At 38.0% G+C, this 17,660-nt stretch carries 23 protein-coding genes and 1 other RNA gene; 4 read left to right on the top strand and 20 right to left on the bottom strand.

Annotated features, from left to right (window positions below):
- Window positions 1–24 precede the first annotated feature (24 nt).
- From msrB to LG273_RS09705, 8 genes are all read right to left on the bottom strand, one after another.
- Entirely contained in the window at window positions 25–984 is a 960-nt protein-coding gene (gene msrB, locus LG273_RS09670; RefSeq protein ID WP_404459413.1) for a peptide-methionine (R)-S-oxide reductase MsrB, read from the bottom strand.
- Window positions 985–1,067: 83 nt separating this feature from the next.
- Window positions 1,068–1,526, bottom strand: coding sequence for a VrrA/YqfQ family protein (vrrA, locus tag LG273_RS09675; RefSeq protein WP_404459415.1), 459 nt, complete (start codon window positions 1,524–1,526; stop codon window positions 1,068–1,070).
- A gap of 327 nt (window positions 1,527–1,853) precedes the next feature.
- On the bottom strand, window positions 1,854–2,063 hold the full coding sequence (locus tag LG273_RS09680; protein WP_379564075.1) for a YozE family protein: 210 nt from the start codon (window positions 2,061–2,063) through the stop codon (window positions 1,854–1,856).
- A gap of 16 nt (window positions 2,064–2,079) precedes the next feature.
- On the bottom strand, window positions 2,080–2,841 hold the full coding sequence (gene tatC, locus LG273_RS09685; RefSeq protein ID WP_379564077.1) for a twin-arginine translocase subunit TatC: 762 nt from the start codon (window positions 2,839–2,841) through the stop codon (window positions 2,080–2,082).
- 75 nt (window positions 2,842–2,916) lie between these two features.
- Complete coding sequence (locus LG273_RS09690) at window positions 2,917–3,117, bottom strand: twin-arginine translocase TatA/TatE family subunit (RefSeq protein WP_379564079.1); 201 nt, start codon at window positions 3,115–3,117, stop codon at window positions 2,917–2,919.
- 22 nt (window positions 3,118–3,139) lie between these two features.
- The gene (gene tatA, locus LG273_RS09695) at window positions 3,140–3,334 is read right to left on the bottom strand and encodes a twin-arginine translocase TatA/TatE family subunit (RefSeq protein ID WP_404459418.1); all 195 of its coding nucleotides are present in this window, start codon (window positions 3,332–3,334) and stop codon (window positions 3,140–3,142) included.
- Between the two features lie 162 nt (window positions 3,335–3,496).
- Entirely contained in the window at window positions 3,497–3,985 is a 489-nt protein-coding gene (locus LG273_RS09700; protein ID WP_379564083.1) for a dihydrofolate reductase, read from the bottom strand.
- 26 nt (window positions 3,986–4,011) lie between these two features.
- The gene (locus LG273_RS09705; protein WP_379564085.1) at window positions 4,012–4,968 is read right to left on the bottom strand and encodes a thymidylate synthase; all 957 of its coding nucleotides are present in this window, start codon (window positions 4,966–4,968) and stop codon (window positions 4,012–4,014) included.
- A gap of 123 nt (window positions 4,969–5,091) precedes the next feature.
- Here LG273_RS09705 and LG273_RS09710 point away from each other — a divergent pair, with 123 nt between their 5' ends.
- Together LG273_RS09710 and LG273_RS09715 are read left to right on the top strand one after the other, a co-directional pair.
- Window positions 5,092–6,120 (top strand): NlpC/P60 family protein, encoded by a 1,029-nt coding sequence (locus LG273_RS09710; RefSeq protein WP_379564087.1) that lies wholly within the window; start codon window positions 5,092–5,094, stop codon window positions 6,118–6,120.
- A 59-nt stretch (window positions 6,121–6,179) separates the two neighbouring features.
- Window positions 6,180–6,542 carry a DUF2512 family protein gene (locus tag LG273_RS09715; protein WP_404459421.1) on the top strand — a complete coding sequence of 121 codons (363 nt, stop codon included), beginning with the start codon at window positions 6,180–6,182 and terminating at the stop codon, window positions 6,540–6,542.
- Between the two features lie 50 nt (window positions 6,543–6,592).
- Here the strand turns inward: LG273_RS09715 and LG273_RS09720 are convergent, their stop codons facing one another.
- Entirely contained in the window at window positions 6,593–7,180 is a 588-nt protein-coding gene (locus LG273_RS09720) for an HD domain-containing protein (protein ID WP_404459423.1), read from the bottom strand.
- Window positions 7,180–8,850, bottom strand: a complete 1,671-nt coding sequence (locus LG273_RS09725) for a formate--tetrahydrofolate ligase (protein ID WP_404459425.1) — start codon at window positions 8,848–8,850, stop codon at window positions 7,180–7,182. Before LG273_RS09725 ends, LG273_RS09720 begins: the two co-directional genes overlap by 1 nt.
- A 324-nt stretch (window positions 8,851–9,174) precedes the next feature.
- Between LG273_RS09725 and LG273_RS09730 the strand changes: the two genes are divergently transcribed.
- Both LG273_RS09730 and LG273_RS09735 read left to right on the top strand, forming a co-directional pair.
- Window positions 9,175–9,375 (top strand): cold-shock protein, encoded by a 201-nt coding sequence (locus LG273_RS09730; RefSeq protein WP_036572880.1) that lies wholly within the window; start codon window positions 9,175–9,177, stop codon window positions 9,373–9,375.
- 190 nt (window positions 9,376–9,565) lie between these two features.
- A complete protein-coding gene (locus LG273_RS09735) occupies window positions 9,566–10,255 on the top strand; it encodes a queuosine precursor transporter (RefSeq protein WP_404459427.1) in 690 nt (229 codons plus the stop codon).
- Window positions 10,256–10,267: 12 nt separating this feature from the next.
- Here LG273_RS09735 and LG273_RS09740 read toward each other — a convergent pair whose 3' ends face one another.
- The 10 genes from LG273_RS09740 to LG273_RS09785 all read right to left on the bottom strand — a co-directional run bounded on the left by LG273_RS09740 (window position 10,268) and on the right by LG273_RS09785 (window position 17,592).
- The gene (locus LG273_RS09740; protein ID WP_404459429.1) at window positions 10,268–10,795 is read right to left on the bottom strand and encodes an isoprenylcysteine carboxylmethyltransferase family protein; all 528 of its coding nucleotides are present in this window, start codon (window positions 10,793–10,795) and stop codon (window positions 10,268–10,270) included.
- Between the two features lie 96 nt (window positions 10,796–10,891).
- The gene (locus LG273_RS09745; RefSeq protein WP_404459431.1) at window positions 10,892–11,413 is read right to left on the bottom strand and encodes an isoprenylcysteine carboxyl methyltransferase family protein; all 522 of its coding nucleotides are present in this window, start codon (window positions 11,411–11,413) and stop codon (window positions 10,892–10,894) included.
- Entirely contained in the window at window positions 11,413–12,498 is a 1,086-nt protein-coding gene (locus tag LG273_RS09750; protein WP_404459433.1) for a type III polyketide synthase, read from the bottom strand. Before LG273_RS09750 ends, LG273_RS09745 begins: the two co-directional genes overlap by 1 nt.
- Before the next feature lie 24 nt (window positions 12,499–12,522).
- The gene (locus LG273_RS09755; RefSeq protein ID WP_379564103.1) at window positions 12,523–14,022 is read right to left on the bottom strand and encodes a carboxypeptidase M32; all 1,500 of its coding nucleotides are present in this window, start codon (window positions 14,020–14,022) and stop codon (window positions 12,523–12,525) included.
- A complete protein-coding gene (locus LG273_RS09760; protein WP_404459435.1) occupies window positions 14,023–15,162 on the bottom strand; it encodes a class I SAM-dependent RNA methyltransferase in 1,140 nt (379 codons plus the stop codon).
- A gap of 252 nt (window positions 15,163–15,414) precedes the next feature.
- Window positions 15,415–15,795, bottom strand: an RNA gene (rnpB, locus tag LG273_RS09765) — RNase P RNA component class B.
- A gap of 154 nt (window positions 15,796–15,949) precedes the next feature.
- Window positions 15,950–16,261 (bottom strand): cell division regulator GpsB, encoded by a 312-nt coding sequence (gene gpsB, locus LG273_RS09770; protein ID WP_379564107.1) that lies wholly within the window; start codon window positions 16,259–16,261, stop codon window positions 15,950–15,952.
- A 229-nt stretch (window positions 16,262–16,490) separates the two neighbouring features.
- Window positions 16,491–16,892: a cytidine deaminase gene (locus LG273_RS09775; protein ID WP_379564109.1), complete on the bottom strand. Its 402-nt coding sequence runs from the start codon at window positions 16,890–16,892 to the stop codon at window positions 16,491–16,493.
- Between the two features lie 55 nt (window positions 16,893–16,947).
- Complete coding sequence (locus LG273_RS09780) at window positions 16,948–17,331, bottom strand: DUF1798 family protein (protein WP_404459438.1); 384 nt, start codon at window positions 17,329–17,331, stop codon at window positions 16,948–16,950.
- Between the two features lie 45 nt (window positions 17,332–17,376).
- Window positions 17,377–17,592 (bottom strand): hypothetical protein, encoded by a 216-nt coding sequence (locus LG273_RS09785; RefSeq protein ID WP_379564113.1) that lies wholly within the window; start codon window positions 17,590–17,592, stop codon window positions 17,377–17,379.
- Between the last annotated feature and the right edge of the window lie 68 nt (window positions 17,593–17,660).

Raw genomic sequence — 17,660 nt, forward strand, 5'->3', positions numbered from 1 at the left:
TTGTTTACATAATATTATTATGGTTTACTTGAATAAATAAAGGTATTGATTATAACCTTCTTCCTCCATTTGACTTACTGGGACAAATCGCATCGCTGCAGAATTCATACAATACCTTAAGCCACCTGCTTCCATAGGACCATCTTCAAATACATGTCCTAAATGTGAATCGGAGTCTTTACTTCTAATTTCAGTACGAATCATTCCATGTGTTGTATCAGTTTTTTCTTCTACTTGATATTTATCAATAGGTTTAGTAAAGCTTGGCCACCCACACCCTGCATCATACTTGTCTTTAGAAGAAAATAATGGTTTGCCAGTTATGACATCAACATAGATCCCTTCTTCTTCATTATCCCAATAGTCATTTTGGAAAGGTCTTTCCGTGCCGTTCTCCTGGGTAACATGGTATTGAATTGGTGTGAGCTTTTGCTTTAGTTCATCTTTGTCTATATCTTTCTTCCAGTTATTTTTTATGAAGTCCTCTCTTCCAGAACCTTTCTTATATAGACGATAATGAAAGGATTGTTTTTTATAATAATCCTGATGCTTTTCCTCTGCTAAATAAAATGGCTTCGCCGGAAGTATTGGTGTTACAATTGGTTTAGAGAATTTTCCACTTTTCTCTAACTCCTCCTTAGACTGTTCTGCTAGCTCTCTTTGCTGCTCATTATGATAAAAGATTGCTGTTTGGTATGATTCTCCTCTATCATTAAATTGCCCACTAGCGTCAGTAGGATCAATCTGCTGCCAAAACGTACGAAGAAGTTGCTCGTACGGCATAATTTCTGGATCAAATGTGATTTGCACAGCTTCTACATGTCCTGTGGTATCAGAACAAACTTGTTCATAGGTAGGGTTTTCTACATGCCCTCCTGTATATCCAGAAACAACGTGGTGGATTCCTGGACGTTCATCAAAGGGTTCTACCATACACCAAAAGCAACCCCCGGCAAATGTTGCGATTTCTTTATTTGAACTCATGCTATTACCTCCATTGCGTGATTTCAGCTTATCTCTATTTTTTCGCTTCTGAATAAAAAAATCAAGTCGGGGGCCTCAAATTCTTAAATAAATAATTTTGGCTTTGAATCACCGCTAGTATCGTGCCTATTAGGCATATCTGGCTGGCTTTTCGCCATTTTATCTTTTTGCTTTTCTTTCGTTTCTTCTTGCTTATCATTGGTCGATACTTTATCGTCTGACTCTAAATCCTTAAAAGCCTTCATCATACGGTACATGGAAGGCAAATTTTTTACCATGGGACCATATTCTTGGACAATTGGTGCTGTAGATTGTACTACTTTGAGAACCTGTTGGACATTATTCAGCGTTGAGGACCATCCTCCAACTCCTTTATTAATTAACCCTGCAGAGGCTTGAGGATTTGTAAATTTACTTAATAAAGAAGGGAGCCCCTGTCCCTGTCTTGCTGGACCAACAGTACGATTGGGAAACATAAATAGATCAGGTCTTTGACCTATCGGGCGTTCGAATTGTCGCCCCCTAGGTGTCGGAAATACCATGCTGCACTTCCCCTTTATAGTTGATATTTTGACTTTGCATCACTATTAGAATACGTACTATAAAGGAAAAGGTGTAGGCTAAAAAAGGCATCATTTGGGTTGAAATAATAACCGAATATTTCCCGGGCAACCGCATGTTTCAACAGGTTCTTTCTTTTGTGATAGTTTTTTGTCGAAACAACAGCAATTAAGGGACTTACTGTATAAAAAGATGGTGGTAGGACGTTATGTTTAAAAGAACGCTTCTCTTCCCTAATAAATTAATCAAACGTTTGTTTGAATTCTAAAATGCAAAAAAGCTGCCTTATAGACAGCTTTCATAAGTGGTTATCTAGTATACTCATCCCATATGGCATCAAAAGTTACTAATGCTTCAGGAAAAGGACTGTTCCATTCAAGGTAATTACTCAATTCATCATAATCCGTAGAATGCTTAGGAAAATTGTGCTCCTTAAAAGCCCAGTCAGCTAATCGTGACTTTTCATCAGGTTTTTTCTTCCCACGGTATGTCATTAAATAGTGATAAAAAGAGCGCAATTTATTTCCCCCTTTATTAAAGCTCCTCCTGCTCCATAAATTCTCGGTGCTTTTTAAGTTTCTTACGATATACTACATTCGATAGACGGATGCTGACCTCATATAAAATAATCAAAGGGATTGCTACAACAAGTTGTAAAAGAAAATCTGGAGGTGTAACAATCGTACCTATTATAATTAAAATCAGGTAGGCATATTTACGAGTTTTTCGCATAAAGTCGGGTGTTATAATTCCTAATGTTGTTAAGAACATCGCGATAATCGGAATTTCAAATAATATTGCGAATGGTAATGTGACCCGCAACATAAACTTAAAGTATTTCTCTGTCGTAAACATTTCATTAAACATACCTTCACTTAGACCTAGTAAAAACGGTAAAACTAACTCGACGAATAAATAGTAACCAAACACTAAGCCAGCAATGAACAGGATAAATACTGCAGGTATGTATGCCATCGATGCTTTTTTCTCAAGAGATGTTAATCCAGGTTTTACAAACGCCCATATTTGATAGGTTAGAACCGGAATCGTTCCAGCAATGGCTACTATACTAGCCATCGTAAAATAAAGCCAGATGGTTTCTCCAGGACTAATAATATTAAGCTGGAAGCTAAGATCTGCCGTGAAAAAATAATAAATATCCTTCACGTAAACAAAACCTAGCGCGAAAAACGCGATAAAGAAAACAGCGGTGACAATAATTCGATTTCTTAACTCGGTAAGATGTCCAGTTACGTTCATATCTTTTTCATTAAAATCCGATTTGTTGTCTGACATATTCCACACTCCTGAATTATATCTTAGCAGACACAAAAGAAGATGCAAGGGTATGTACCTTACACCTTCATTTCATTAGTTTTTAGTTGATGTATGATTATTGCTTTTGGTCGTACTACTTTCTTCATCTGAAACGATATCTCTTGTAGCATTTTTAAATTCCTTCAAGGAGCTTCCAAAGGCTTTGCCGATTTCTGGTAGCTTAGAAGGTCCAAATACGATTAGAGCGACAATAAGAATTAAAATTAAGCCCGGGATGCCAATACTACTAAACATTTTCATTCATCTCCCAAGTTTTTTATTTTGCCTCGCTTTTCTTTGTTTCTTTCGTTCCTTCAGTGTCATCATTGGTTAAATCATGCGTAGATTTACGAAACTCTCGTAAGGTTTGTCCGGCAGCTTTCCCTATTTCCGGCAGCTTTTTTGGTCCAAAAATAACGAGTGCTATAATAAGGATTAAAATTAATCCAGGAAATCCAATACTTGATAACATAAAAACACCTTCTCTACTCTATTTAAGTAACGGCCTGTCGACATAGTTTAAATAATGGATCTTTCCTTATAGTTTACCACGGAAGACTGGAAGGTAACAAGCTTTATTATGATTCCTTCTAGTTTTATCGATTTAAAATATTTCATGCATAATCTTCATCATTTATTTAACCCTATCATATTGAATAAAATAATAATCGTAAGGATTTGTTTCGTTCTTCTCTCCTTTGACCTTTGAGGAGATTTTCCATTCATCTGATGAAAAGTCAGGGAAATAGGTATCCCCCGTGAATGTCTCATCGATTAACGTAATATACATTCGGTCAGCAAATGGCAGAACTTGCTCAAACAGATGCCCCCCACCTATGACAAAATATTCTTTTGAAGGGTTGTCTTCGTTCCATTGTTTTATCGTTTTTACATCAGCAATACAAGTTACTTCTTTTGTTAGCTCTGTATTACGAGTAACGACGACATTTTCTCTTTTCGGAAGTGGTCTACCGATGGATTCATATGTTTTTCTCCCCATAATGATGGTTTTTTCTAATGTTTTTTCTTTAAAGAAACGTAAATCCTTTGGTAAATGCCAAGGGAGGTCATTTTCCCTGCCAATAAGGTTGTTCCGATCCATTGCTAATAATAAAGATATCATTTCATCACCTTTCTTCCTCTTACACTTTACACTGCAATTGGTGCTTTTATTGATGGATGTGGATTGTAATTAGTTATTGCAAAGTCTTCCATTTCAAAATCAAATACAGACTGCTTGTCTCCTGTTATTTCAAGCTTCGGCATACTGCGGATTTCCCGTTTTAGTTGTGTCTTTACTTGTTCTACATGATTAAGATAAATATGTGCGTCTCCAAGCGTATGCACAAACTCTCCCACTTCAAGGTCGCATTCGTGAGCGATTAGATGTGTTAGCAATGCATAGCTTGCGATATTGAAAGGGACACCAAGGAAAACGTCCCCACTTCTCTGGTAAAGCTGGCATGATAGCTTACCATCCGCTACATAGAATTGGAAAAGGGTGTGACATGGTGGTAAGGCCATTGATGGTACATCTTCAGGGTTCCAGGCTGAAACGATGTGTCTTCTAGAATCAGGATTATGCTTTATAGACATGATAACATCCTTTAATTGGTCTATCGTTGTATCTGTGGATGTTTTCCATTGCCGCCATTGTTTTCCGTATACCGATCCTAGACTACCATATTTTGCTGCAAAATTATCATCTTGCAATACATTTTCTTTAAAAACAGCCATTTGTTCCTGGTATTGTTTGTTAAATGCCTCATCAGCCTGACTGCGATTCCCAAAGTCCTCCATGTCGGGGCCATTATAATCAGAACTCGTTACCCATTTCTCGAACGCCCACTCATTCCATATATTATTATTATGTTCTAGAAGGTAACGTATATTGGTATCTCCCTTTATAAACCATAAAAGTTCCGATGCGATAAGGCGAAACGGCACTTTTTTTGTTGTTAATAATGGGAAACCTTTTTGTAGATCGAAACGCATTTGATATCCAAAGACAGAGTATGTACCTGTATTCGTACGATCTTCTTTCTTCGTTCCATTTTCTAATATATGTTTACACAAGTCCAAATAAGCTTGTTCTCCAGTCATCATCCATAACTCCTCACTCTCTGTCACATGACAGAATGTTTTTTGTAATACAATCGTAACGCATGAATGTATTTTTTTCTACATAAATCTGTTAAGAGTATTCATCAAGGGAAAGGGGATTGTTGCATGCTGAGTGGAACAATGGAACATGTGGTGAAACATTCCATTTTGTATAGTTATGTACTTAGTCAGCCGCTTGTTACGTACGTGGATGCATACCCTCAACTTCAAAACAAGTTATTAACGAAGACAGAGCAATTAGAGTTTGGAGAGCATGGTGAGTCTGTTAAACTGCTTCAAGAAAAGCTCAACAATCTAGATTATTTTGACGCTGATTTAGATGGAGAATATGGAGCACTCACTGCCCACGCCTTAAAGAATTTCCAGGCAGATTATAATATAACGATTAATGGTCAAGCAGATGAGAAAACTATTCTAGCATTAATAAAATCCGAAAAAAATCTTTATTTAAAACAAATTAAGAACCTTTCAACAGAAGTCTATCCGGGCTTAACAGGAGATAAGGTTGAAACCGTGCAACACGCTCTGCAGTATTTCGGTTATTACAAGGGTATGATAGACGGGATTTATGGCCCGCTAACAAAGGATGCACTAAAACTTGCTAGTGAAGAACATGAAGGGATTAAACTTGCAGAAGCTCCAGCTATAAAAGTCAAAGTAAAGAAAACAGAGAAGCAGGAATTAAAAGATACGGATCCCTTAAATCAGTCACAATCAGATCAAAAAGAAAAGAAAGCTGCACAGGAAGAAAAACAGGTAAAGGTAGAAGGAATTAATGGCGGGAGCATTGTGGCCAATGCACATACCTTTGTTGGTGTTCCGTACGTATGGGGAGGAACAACCCCAACAGGCTTTGACTGCAGTGGATTAATCCAATATGTATTTAGTATGCAGGGAATTGAAACCCCTAGAACCGTTAGTGACATATGGAATTTCGCTGCCCCTGTGGAGTCAAAATCTGTCGGTGACTTAGTGTTTTTTGAGACATATAAACCAGGACCTTCCCATATGGGCATTTATATTGGAAACGGGAAATTTATTCATGCTGGCGAATCACGTGGCGTTGAAGTAGCAGAATTAAGTAATAATTATTGGAAAGACAGATACATCGGTGCTAAACGTGTGACTCAATAAGTATAAAAAATGGTGTACCCACACATACTAACCTATCAAAATAGTAAAAGGTGGGTTTTATGACAGGCCTCTTATTAAAATTAATCATTACACCGTTAGGAATCGTTGTAGCATCGTGGATATTGCCAAATGTTGAATTTGCTTCATGGTATCAACCCATATTGTTGGGTGCATTGCTAGCTGTGATTGGTTATATAGGTGAACTTACCTTCCTTGGCAGAAATACGAAAGGCTTTGTTTTGGCTATGGATTTCATTATCTCTGCTGTAGGTATTTATATTGGAGCTTGGGCTTTCGCTAACACAGGAGTTACCCCTCTGGGTGCCATTCTAACAGCTGTTATTCTCGTGATCACAGAGATTTTCCAACATAATTGGTTAATTCAAAGTGGGAGAATAAAGCGAGAAGGGATATTTAAATAATGCACTTTTAAGTGTGAAAAAACCAGTCATCATAATGACTGGTTTTTTTCTTACCACTCTGATTTAAATTGCTCTAAAAACTGTTCCATGTAATGATGTCTTTCTTCTGCAATCGACTTTGCTGTTGCAGTATGCATAGTGGCTTTTAGTTTTAATAACTTATCATAAAAGTGTTGAATGGTATTGTCAGAAAGCTGCTCATGATACATAAATTTCCCTTTAGCCCCTCCATAAGTAAAAGCTCTTGCTATCCCTATAGCTCCAATAGCATCAAGTCGGTCTGCATCCTGCACTATTTTTCCTTCTATTGAAGATGGGATTTCTCCTTTGCTATAAGAAATCGTTCGGATTGCTTCCAAAATTTCTTCTATCTCAGAGGTAGATAATTCTATTGAAACTAAAAAGTTTTTTAATGTATGAGAAGCTTCTTGTTCGTCACTAACTAGCTTGTGGTCTGTCATGTCATGAAGCCATGCAATTGTTTCACAGCGAAAGAGATTAGCTCCCTCCTGTTTTGCAATCTTATTCGCTAAACGAGTTACGCGTTGTAAATGATAAAGGTCATGGCCTGTTCGTTCATTGCTAAAGGACTTTTTAACATACTCACGTATTGCAGTTAATTGTTCTTGTGCTTTCATTAAAATAACCCTGCAATTCTGCCATCATCTGTTACATCCATATTTAGCGCAGCAGGGTGCTGAGGAAGTCCTGGCATTGTCAACACATCACCTGTTAGCACCACAATAAACCCAGCGCCTATGGAAGCTCTTAGTTCTCGAATTTGTATAGTAAATCCTGTAGGCCGTCCAATTTGGGTGGGATCATCCGAGAGCGCATATTGTGTTTTTGCCATACATACAGGCAAGTTTCCCCACCCTTGCTTTTCAAAATAGGCAATTTGATTGCTAGCTTTCTTACTTAACACAATGTCCTTGGCACCGTACACAGTTTGTGCGATTTTTCTAATTTTCTCTTCTAAAGGATCCTCTAAGCTGTACGTATGTTTAAAATCTGCAGTTGGCTCATCCGCTGCTTTGACTACCTTCTCTGCTAATTCCAATCCCCCTGCTCCTCCATTTTGCCAAACATCCGTTAGCGCAACTTCCACTTTATTATTAGTGCACCATTCCTTTAAAAAGTCTATTTCATTTTGAGTATCAGTAGGGAATTTGTTTATTGCCACCACGAATGGAAGACCAAACGATTTTATTGTTTCGATATGCTTTTCTAAGTTTGCAACACCTGTGGAAATTGCCTCCACATTTTCTTCTTTTAACTCTGATTTCTTTACACCGCCATGCATTTTCAAGGCTCGAATCGTGGCCACTATTACAACAGCACGGGGCTGAATCTTTCCTGCTCTGGATTTTATGTTCAAAAATTTCTCGGCACCAAGATCTGCACCAAAGCCAGCTTCGGTCACTACATAATCTCCTAGCTTGGCTGCTGAACTTGTTGCAATTATGCTATTACAGCCATGTGCAATATTGGCGAAAGGGCCACCATGAATAATAGCAGGTGTATTCTCAGTCGTTTGCACGAGGTTTGGCCTTAGCGCTTCTTTAAGCAAAACTGTTAATGCTCCCTCTGCCTCTAGATCCTCAACTGTTACAGGGTTTTCATCATATGTATAGCCAATCACAATACTTTTCAGGCGCCGTTTTAAATCGTGCAAGTCTTTAGCTAAACACAAGACAGCCATGATCTCAGAAGCTACCGTTATACTAAAGGAGTCTTCACGTGGTACACCTCTAGCAGGCCCGCCTAGACCAACAACAACCTGTCTAAGTGCTCTATCATTCATATCAAGCACACGGTTCCATTCCACTCTTCTCGGATCAATTTGCAGCTTATTGCCTCTATGTATATGGTTATCAATCAACGCGGATAATGCATTATTTGCAGCCGTTATAGCATGTAAGTCGCCGGTAAAATGTAGATTAATATCCTCCATTGGAAGAACTTGTGAGTAGCCACCTCCTGCAGCACCACCTTTAAGGCCCATAACCGGTCCAAGACTTGGCTCACGCAACGCGATAATCGCTTTTTTACCAAGCTTATTTAATGCTTGTCCTAACCCGACCGTGACCGTTGATTTGCCCTCACCCGCCGGAGTAGGATTAATAGATGTTACTAAAACAACTTTTCCATCTGGCCGATGTTCTAGTTTTTCTTGGAGGTTAGCCGATAACTTTGCTTTTGTTCTTCCATAAGGTTCCCAGTCCTCTTCCGCTAACCCTAAGCTGGTAGCAATCTCATTAATTGGTTTTAATGTTGTTTCCTGTGCAATTTCAATATCTGACTTCACTCTCGTTTGCTCCTTTACATAGATGATTTAATGAAATTTTAAAACAATCTTTTTAAATGGTTTCATTATACCTGTATTTTTGAAAAATTCCTAGAAAATCGTATAATTATGTAAGCTATTTCTTGACGAGCAAGTTTATATAAGCTATATTAGACACAAGCAAAGAAGATGTATGGATCCTTTATGATAGGCAGCTTCTATAGAAGTGGATGTAACGTGGTCCTACACTTCAATAGAGGCTGCCTTCATTTATGCTCTATAAATCTGCTTTGTATTAACACGTTCCCTTTTTTGAACGTGAAAGTTTCTAGGAGGATTATATTCATGGAAAACGGAGTAGTAAAATGGTTTAACGCAGAGAAAGGCTATGGCTTCATCCAATTAGAAGAAGGCAATGATGTATTCGTACATTATTCTGCTATTCAAGAGGAAGGCTTTAAATCACTTGAAGAAGGACAAGAAGTATCCTTTGAAATTGTTGAAGGCGAGCGTGGCCCTCAAGCTGCTAACGTAACTAAAAAATAAACGAATTGTATATAGAAGCGGTAATCTGTAAAAGGATTACCGCTTTTTTTGGTGTAGATTCTTTTTAGAACTCTAAAGGTTCTTTTTTTTACAAGACGAACTTTAGGAAGCCATGAATACAAATTTATGCTATAATGTTCTTTTCGCGGTTCGCAAACTCCCGCGTTATCAAAACTAAGGAGGCATTTATATGTCAAATGAACTAATCTGGATTTTGTTTGCACTCGTTAATTTTTCTTTTTTACTCTTGTTTTATCGTTTATTTGGTAAGACAGGCTTATTTGTATGGATTGGGATGGCTACAGTCGTTGCGAACATGCAAGTACTTAAGACAGTTGAGTTGTTGGGATTGACTGCAACCCTTGGCAACATTATGTATGGGACAGCTTATCTAGCTACAGATATTTTGAATGAGAAGTATGGTAAACAAGAAGCAAAGAAAGCGGTATGGCTTGGGTTTGCTACACTAATTACCATGACAGTCGTGATGCAATTTGCGCTTGCCTTCCAACCAGCTGCAGATGATATCGCACACGGTTCACTTGCTACAATATTCGGTTTAGTGATCAGAGTAGCAGCAGGAAGCCTGGCAGCATATATTATCAGTCAATACTTTGATGTATGGATATATGATAAGCTTAGAAAATTATTTCCGTCTGATCGACAGCTCTGGATCCGAAATAATGGAAGTACGGTTATCAGTCAATTACTGGATTCTGTTGTATTCTGTACCATTGCCTTCTATGGACAATTTCCTTTTTCTGTATGGCTGGAAATACTCTTTACGACATATATTATAAAATTCATTGTTGCACTCCTAGACACACCATTTATGTATATTGCAAAACGAATGAACAATAAAAATGAAAAGGTCAGCTAATGCTGACCTTTTTTATGCATTCTTATAGACTTTCTGAGTTTCACTTTGGGTAAGTTTAAAGAAGAATATATACAAAAGAGGATAAACAAAAGCTGTAATATAAGCTCCAAATAAAACGGAAATAAAAGCAATTTCCAATAATGTTAAAAGATAGTCTGGATTTTTGACATATCTGTAAGGCCCTTGTTTAAACAATCTTACTCTTGGTAATGTAATTTTTTTGGTGTTCCAGAATACACCCGCTGAGCGTATACACCACCATTTGCAACAAAGGACGATAAGGCAGCATATAAAAAAGAATCGGTTGAAAACCACCTCTGTCTGCTTAATATAGAGTAATTCTACTACCACAGAACTAAACGCCAAGTATTGTACAAGTAACAAACCACGATAGTGAGTTTCTTTAGGTGCCCTCCCTCCTCTTTCTATTAACCAGCGTTCATTCCTTGTAGAAATTCTTTTAGAAGCAGTTCTTTCAAGTATAATGACAAGTAAAACGATCCACACCCAGAGATTTGTCAGGATGATCCCCTCCTCCATTTTTTCCTGTTTAGTATGAGCTAGAGGAAGGGTATTTATGATATGTTATGGAGAGTAAAAACTAAAAAAGACAGCTAGCATTTCGCTAACTGCCTTTTACTCTAAATATGTTGGATCTTTTAATGCTCTCTCTTCAGCTGGTATACGAATAAAGAGAAGCAAAATATGCAGAATCGGGAAAATCACACTTGTTAGATACGCTTGAAACATAACAGGTATGATAAAAAGTTCGATTCCCACCACTATATAATTAGGATGGTCGATATATTTATAAGGGCCAGCCTTAATTAATGGAAAATTTGGCGCCACAATAATTTTTGTGTTCCAAAACCTTCCTAACGAAGAAATACACCAAACACGAAAGGCTTGGGTAAGCAGAAATAGTACGATTAAAAGGATTCCAGGATTTTGCACGACTTCATTCTTTGCCATAACCTCTAAAAGAATGGAAAAAAAGAATAGGGTATGCACAATAATAAACCATTTATAGTGCTCCTCCCCACTTTCAATCCCGCCGCGCGCTTTTAACCACCGTTCATTTCGCTTTGCAACTGCGATCTCTAGGAGTCTTTGAACAACGAGAAAGATAAAAATGAACCATAATAATGGAGGTAACATTATGTCCACTCCAGTAATAATAATTCTGAGCTGAATCCAGGCCCAAGTGCGGAAAGCACACTCTTTCCACCGGTTGGGTTACCTTCTTTCATAGCAGCCATTAGTACATAGAGCACCGTGGCAGAAGACATGTTACCATGCTTTCTTAATATATTGTAAGAATGCTTTAGCTTGTTTTTTGATGTTCTGAGCACATTCTCCATTGCTTCTAACACTTTTTTTCCACCGGGATGTGCGATATAAGAGTGAATATCTTCTTCTTGAAGGTCTTGGCTTTGAAAGAAAGCGTTGCAATGCTCACGCCAGAATGAGTCAACCAGTAATGGTATACTCTTTGAAAAAATTACTTCCAATCCCTTGTCTGTAACATCCCATCCCATGACATCTGTGCTTTGTTTTTTCGTTTTAGAGCTTGTATCTGCTACCTTAACGGGTTTCTTCTTAAGATAATTAATATAAGGAGATTCCTCTCCGATTAACAAGGCAGCTGCTGTACCGTCCCCAAATAAGGCACTACCAATAATGTTACTCTTTTTTAAGTCATTTTTTTGAAAGGTTAGACTACACAATTCACAGCAAACAACAAGTGCTGTCTTATCAGGATTAGCTTTAAGCCATTCATGGGCTCTTGACAATGCAATTGCTCCGCCAGCACAGCCAAGGCCCCATAATGGCATACGAATTATATTATCTCGGAAATTCCGCTGATTAAAAAGGTACGTATCTACAGAAGGTGTCGCAATCCCAGTACTCGAGACAAATACTAGCATATCGATTGCCTGATAAGAAATTTCCTTATCCAAAAACTCTTTATTAGTAAGACAATGGTCAACAGCTTCAAGAGAGGTCGTGATGGCATGTGTTTTGTACAAGTCGTTCCGTTCCTTGAAGCTATGTTCAGAACGAAACCATTCCTTATTAACAACAAATTGCCTACTTGTGACTTCGGCATTCTTAAACACGGGTAAAAGCTTTGTGACATGCCTGCTGGAACCAATAAAGATATCTTTTACAAGCTCTGTAATCTCTTCCTGGCGTATCTCGTTCGCTGGAATACCAATTCCTGTCGATCCAATATATGACATAACGCACCTTCTTAGTTTTATCTTTTAGAACTGATAAATACCGCTATATTTCTTTGTTAAATAATTCACTAGGTATGCCGGATTTAGTGATTCCCCGGTCACATCGTTTAAGATTTCAAGTGGCTTTTTCATCTTTCCATACTGGTGAACATGTTTGGTAAACCACTCTTTAATCTGGTGAAATTCACCGGAGGCTATTAAATCATCAACGTTCATTTCTTTGTTTAATGTATGATTAAATTGCGCAGCATACATATACCCTAAGGCATAGGATGGGAAATAGCCAAAATCTCCACCAGACCAATGAATATCTTGCAGGACGCCTTGTTTGTCTGAAGGTGGTGTAATGCCTAAATAATCCTTCATTTTTTCATTCCACAGTCCTGGCAAATCTTTCACTTTTATGTCCCCATTGATTAGTGCCTTTTCCAACTCATAGCGAACCATGATATGAAGAGAATAGGTTAATTCATCCGCTTCGATACGAATGAAGGATGGTTTCACTTCATTGACTGCCTTGTAAAATTGACCGTGTGGTACTGCCTGAAATGATGCCGGAGCAAAATCTTTAAACAAATTATAATGGCTGTACCAAAATGCTTCACTTCTTCCTACAAAGTTTTCCCAAAATAACGATTGTGATTCATGAATTCCCATAGAAGTTCCTGTAGCTAATGGAGTATTTGCAAGACTAGGGTTAATGTTTTGCTCGTATAAAGCATGGCCACCTTCATGAATAGTACCAAAAACAGCCATTCGAAAATCCTCTTCATCATATCTCGTTGTGACACGTACATCATGAATATTTAAGGCAATGGCAAATGGATGAATGGTTTCATCAAGTCTTCCAGCGTTAAAGTCATATCCCATTTTGTTAAGCACTTCTAGTGCGAATGCTTCTTGCTTAGCTTTAGAAAAATGCCCTTTTAAAACGTCTGGATTTGGTTTAACGCTACTATTCGTTATTTTACCAAGTAGCTCTGTTAAAGAATCACGTACTGAAGGAAAAACTTGATCTAACGTTTCGGTTGTTACTCCAGGTTCATAATTATGTAAAAGCGCATCGTAAATATTTTTCTCATAACCCCAATAATTAGCAAACTTTTTATTATATTCTACTAATTTCTCTAGAAATGGTTGAAATAGCGAAAAATCAGATTTCTCTCTCGCTTCTTGCCATATTGCCTCTGCCTTGGATTGCAACATAACATACTCTTTATACTCATCATGTGGGATTTTACGATTGCGTTCATAATTCTCTTCACATTCTTCCACAGTTTTCCGGATAATATCATCCTCTGTTTGGTCCTTTAACACATCAATAAAATATTTCATCTTTTCAGAAGTTTCCAGTTGATGTACTTTTTCAGCCATAAAACCGACTACTTCCGAGCGCTGGTCCACACCTTTTTTAGGTATTTTAGTTCTCATATCCCAATGCGCAAGCGAAATAACTTCTTTATAGGCACTCTGTTCTTTTAAAAGCTCTTTAAAATCCTTTTCAATAAGATATGTGTTATCCAATTAGATATCCCCCTTGTTTTTCTTACCAAAGTATTGGTAATAATCTGTTCGAATAAAACCATTGAATAGCTTTCTCTTTTTAGTAGCTGGTTTACCATAGGCTTTTTCAAACTTCTCAAATGCTGTTAGTATATAAACACTCCAGCTAGGGTGCGAATCCATAACAGAGCCAAGATCCTGGTAAATTTTTGCTACCGCATCTTTATCACTAAGCCGCTGTCCATATGGAGGATTGCCAATAATATACCCATTTTCTTTTTTGATCGTTAAATCCTTCACTTGCATTTGCTTCCAAGAAATTAAATCACCAAACCCAGCTTCTATTGCATTGTCTGCTGAAATTTTTATTAAATTATGGTCAATATCCGATCCGGTAATCTCTAGTTGTTGGTCATAATTTGCTTTATCTTCTGCCTCTTCAAATGCTGTTTCCCAATATTTATCTTTAATAAATGACCAGCCTTCTGAAGCGAACTCCCTGTTAAAGCCAGGTGCAATATTTTGCCCGATCATTGCAGCTTCAATTGGAATGGTACCTGATCCACAAAAGGGATCAATTAATGGATATTCTGGTTTCCAGTTCGTTAATAAAACAAGAGCAGCAGCCATCGTTTCCTTTAAGGGGGCTTCCCCTTGGCCTACTCTGTACCCACGCTTATGCAGACCAGCTCCAGACGTATCAATGGTTAACATGGCTTCGTCTTTTAATAGAGAAACTTCTACTTTGTAAAGTGCTCCTGTTTCTGGCATTTTACTTGCAACACCATGTTTAAGCTTTAGTCTTTCCGCAATAGCTTTTTTGGTAATAGCCTGGCAATCGGACACACTGTACAAAGTAGATTGAACAGACTTCCCTGAAACCGGAAATTGCCCTTCTTCTGAAATATAATTTTCCCAAGGCAAGGCTTTTGTGCCTTCAAACAACTCATCAAATGTGGAGGCGTTAAACTTACCTACAAGCAATCGCACCCTATCTGCGGTTCTAAGCCACAGATTGCATCTAGGTATGGCGGAAATTGGTGCTTCAAACACAACTCGACCATTTTCTACCTGTACTTCGTAACCCAGGCTTTTCACTTCATTAGCAACAATAGATTCAAGGCCCATTGCAGCGGTTGCAATTAATGTAACATTCTGCATGTAACGTATCCTTTCATGTATCGAAATTAATTCTTTCTTAGTTTATCACAATCCTTTAAAAAAGATGAATTCATATCCATTGACGTCTAGTTAGCCGTCATTTCTTTCGAGAAAATAAAGTGGAACTTCATTTGGTGGGGGCACATCCAAAGAAGGCAGTTTAAGGCGGGATAAATAAAGCAAACTAAAAAACCTTGCTGACAGTTATTCTGTAAGCAAGGTTTCATTTCGTTATTGGTGGACCCATAAATACTCGATAAGCCATGTTCTGTCCCCAACGTACTTCAAATGGTGGTCAGCCTCGTACATTGGTTGTAATCATCTATCTACAAGAAAAATCTTGTCCCTCGTTCGGTTCATTTCCCTAGTAAAGGATGCCCCTACCAAAATTTGGGTTGCTCACTCGTGGGGTTTACCTCGTTCCACCTGGATGGTTTCCCAACCAGCTACGTCACTGTGGCACTTTCAAGGTACGCATTCCATATCCGGAGACTTAGGAATACCTCCTGCCGTTAACCATAAAGGTTACCTTGACTTATGAATTCGTCAAGCACGAACACTACAAACATCGCAGTTTGTGTGAGCATGGACTTTCCTCTGCATACAGAAAGCATGCAGCGATTACATGAGTATTTAATTCCGTTCCTTTAGTATACCATTATTGCTTCATTTCGACAAGTTATGCTTTCGATAAAAGTGGAACGTAAAGAAGTGGAGGTGTCACATCCCCCACTTACACGTTACCTTTGTCTATACCTTAAATGGTATGTTTCCTATCAGTAACCACTTATCCTTCTGTGTCAGCAAACTTTTTGCCAAATACTGCCTTTTCCAAATTTGATAATCTTTTTAAGACATCATAATTCATTTGAGGAGCTGGCTGAGTAGATCTTGTTCTACTAGTCTGCTCCGAGGATGTTTTCCTTAATCGTTCATTTTCCTGCTGCAAGCGTTCAATCTCTTGTTTAAATAAATCGTAATCCTGGATAATTTTGTCCAGAAACTCGTCCACTTCTTCCTGATTGTATCCACGCATACCTGTTTTGAATTCTTTTTCAAGTATATCCTTCCCACTAAATTGCACCTGATTTAAACTCAATCTCATCACCTCATCCTATTTACATGCTTATTTTTTCAAAATACAAACTTATTGTCAATGTAAAGTCTATTTATCCGAAACTTAATTTATACATCTTGACCCAAATTGTTGGTTTCGAATAACACCATAGTACCAGTTTACCACTAAAAAAGGAACCTGAAAAATCAGCTCCCTTCCTTATTGTCTATAAAATTTAATTGCTAGCTTGTAAAAATGTCTTCATTATAGTTTATTCGTTTTCCATGTCTGTCTGTTGAAAGGAAAATGGCAGCAACTCTTCCATAGATACGGTCTTTACCATTTTTTCATTATTTGCTAAGTGGATAACCGTTTCACTATCAAAAAACTCACTCATTACCTGTCTACAAGAACCACATGGTGGTACAGGACGTTTCATGTCAGCTGCGACAGCCATCTCTGCAAATTCTCGTTCTCCATCCGATATCGCTTTAAAAATCGCAACCCTTTCCGCACAACAGGTAACCGGATATGCTGCGTTTTCAATATTACAGCCTGTATATAATTTACCAGATTTCGTTAATAATGCTGCTCCAACAGGGAAAGAGGAATACGGGATATATGCTTTCTCTCTCATTTTTAGTGCTTCTTCGATTAATTGCTCTTTTGTCATTATGTAACCCCCAGTAATGAATTCTAAGTGGTAAGAACAGAGTTAGAGAGAGCACTTAGTTCTCGCTCAATTCTCTCTGTAATTGATCGAGTATGTAAAGAATAGATCGATTCAGTTCCATATATCGCTTTCTTCTTGCGTCAATATAATAGCTGTGCATCAGCAATAACTCCATATTTTCTTTTGTTGACGTTACTTGATGTGGATGGACCTGAACTTCTCTATTTTTCACTGCTTCTAGTGCAGCTTTTTCCCATTCAGCAAGGAGCTCATAAACAGGTGCTGTTTCCTGTTTAACCTGTAAAAAGAATTCTCTATCCTTTTTGTTTTCAGGTGGCTCACTGTTTTCGTATTTATCTTTTAGTCGTTTTATGTGCTGCTGGAGCTTTTCTGTCTGTTGAAGTAGTTCCATATCGTAATAACCGCCTTTTTCCTTCATACTCTACAACAATACTGTACCATCTCTTTCGGAAAAATGCATCATCTACTTGATGGAAAAGCCCCTCCTTATCGTAGACCGCGTATGCCCAATGGCTAATTGCTGGGTTTCAAAGTCTTCCGAAATAGTGCGATCCATCAGAGTTGTTAGTCGCTGATTCATCCTTCTAACTTGGTCAGCCAATAACTGTAACTGCTGTTCCACAATTTGCTTTTCTACACCATTCACATCACTTTCAGCATATTTCATCGCCAGACCCATATTCACCCACTCCTTCATTTTAATATTACCTGTATTCGATCTCTTCCTTCTATCTCCTGCCCGTTCGA

Origin of the sequence: Oceanobacillus kapialis (assembly GCF_044790185.1) — a bacterium.
Lineage (GTDB): Bacteria > Bacillota > Bacilli > Bacillales > Amphibacillaceae > Oceanobacillus_B > Oceanobacillus_B kapialis.

Excerpts from the sequence above, each read along its gene's own strand:
- msrB (WP_404459413.1), bottom strand. The coding sequence starts at position 984 with ATGAGTTCAAATAAAGAAATCGCAACATTTGCCGGGGGTTGCTTTTGG.
- vrrA (WP_404459415.1), bottom strand. The coding sequence starts at position 1,526 with ATGGTATTTCCGACACCTAGGGGGCGACAATTCGAACGCCCGATAGGT.
- tatC (WP_379564077.1), bottom strand. The coding sequence starts at position 2,841 with ATGTCAGACAACAAATCGGATTTTAATGAAAAAGATATGAACGTAACT.
- LG273_RS09690 (WP_379564079.1), bottom strand. The coding sequence starts at position 3,117 with ATGTTTAGTAGTATTGGCATCCCGGGCTTAATTTTAATTCTTATTGTC.
- tatA (WP_404459418.1), bottom strand. The coding sequence starts at position 3,334 with ATGTTATCAAGTATTGGATTTCCTGGATTAATTTTAATCCTTATTATA.
- LG273_RS09700 (WP_379564083.1), bottom strand. The coding sequence starts at position 3,985 with ATGATATCTTTATTATTAGCAATGGATCGGAACAACCTTATTGGCAGG.
- LG273_RS09705 (WP_379564085.1), bottom strand. The coding sequence starts at position 4,968 with ATGATGACTGGAGAACAAGCTTATTTGGACTTGTGTAAACATATATTA.
- LG273_RS09710 (WP_379564087.1), top strand. The coding sequence starts at position 5,092 with ATGCTGAGTGGAACAATGGAACATGTGGTGAAACATTCCATTTTGTAT.
- LG273_RS09715 (WP_404459421.1), top strand. The coding sequence starts at position 6,180 with ATGACAGGCCTCTTATTAAAATTAATCATTACACCGTTAGGAATCGTT.
- LG273_RS09720 (WP_404459423.1), bottom strand. The coding sequence starts at position 7,180 with ATGAAAGCACAAGAACAATTAACTGCAATACGTGAGTATGTTAAAAAG.
- LG273_RS09730 (WP_036572880.1), top strand. The coding sequence starts at position 9,175 with ATGGAAAACGGAGTAGTAAAATGGTTTAACGCAGAGAAAGGCTATGGC.
- LG273_RS09735 (WP_404459427.1), top strand. The coding sequence starts at position 9,566 with ATGTCAAATGAACTAATCTGGATTTTGTTTGCACTCGTTAATTTTTCT.
- LG273_RS09740 (WP_404459429.1), bottom strand. The coding sequence starts at position 10,795 with ATGGAGGAGGGGATCATCCTGACAAATCTCTGGGTGTGGATCGTTTTA.
- LG273_RS09745 (WP_404459431.1), bottom strand. The coding sequence starts at position 11,413 with ATGTTACCTCCATTATTATGGTTCATTTTTATCTTTCTCGTTGTTCAA.
- LG273_RS09750 (WP_404459433.1), bottom strand. The coding sequence starts at position 12,498 with ATGTCATATATTGGATCGACAGGAATTGGTATTCCAGCGAACGAGATA.
- LG273_RS09760 (WP_404459435.1), bottom strand. The coding sequence starts at position 15,162 with ATGCAGAATGTTACATTAATTGCAACCGCTGCAATGGGCCTTGAATCT.
- LG273_RS09775 (WP_379564109.1), bottom strand. The coding sequence starts at position 16,892 with ATGACAAAAGAGCAATTAATCGAAGAAGCACTAAAAATGAGAGAGAAA.
- LG273_RS09780 (WP_404459438.1), bottom strand. The coding sequence starts at position 17,331 with ATGAAGGAAAAAGGCGGTTATTACGATATGGAACTACTTCAACAGACA.
- LG273_RS09785 (WP_379564113.1), bottom strand. The coding sequence starts at position 17,592 with ATGGGTCTGGCGATGAAATATGCTGAAAGTGATGTGAATGGTGTAGAA.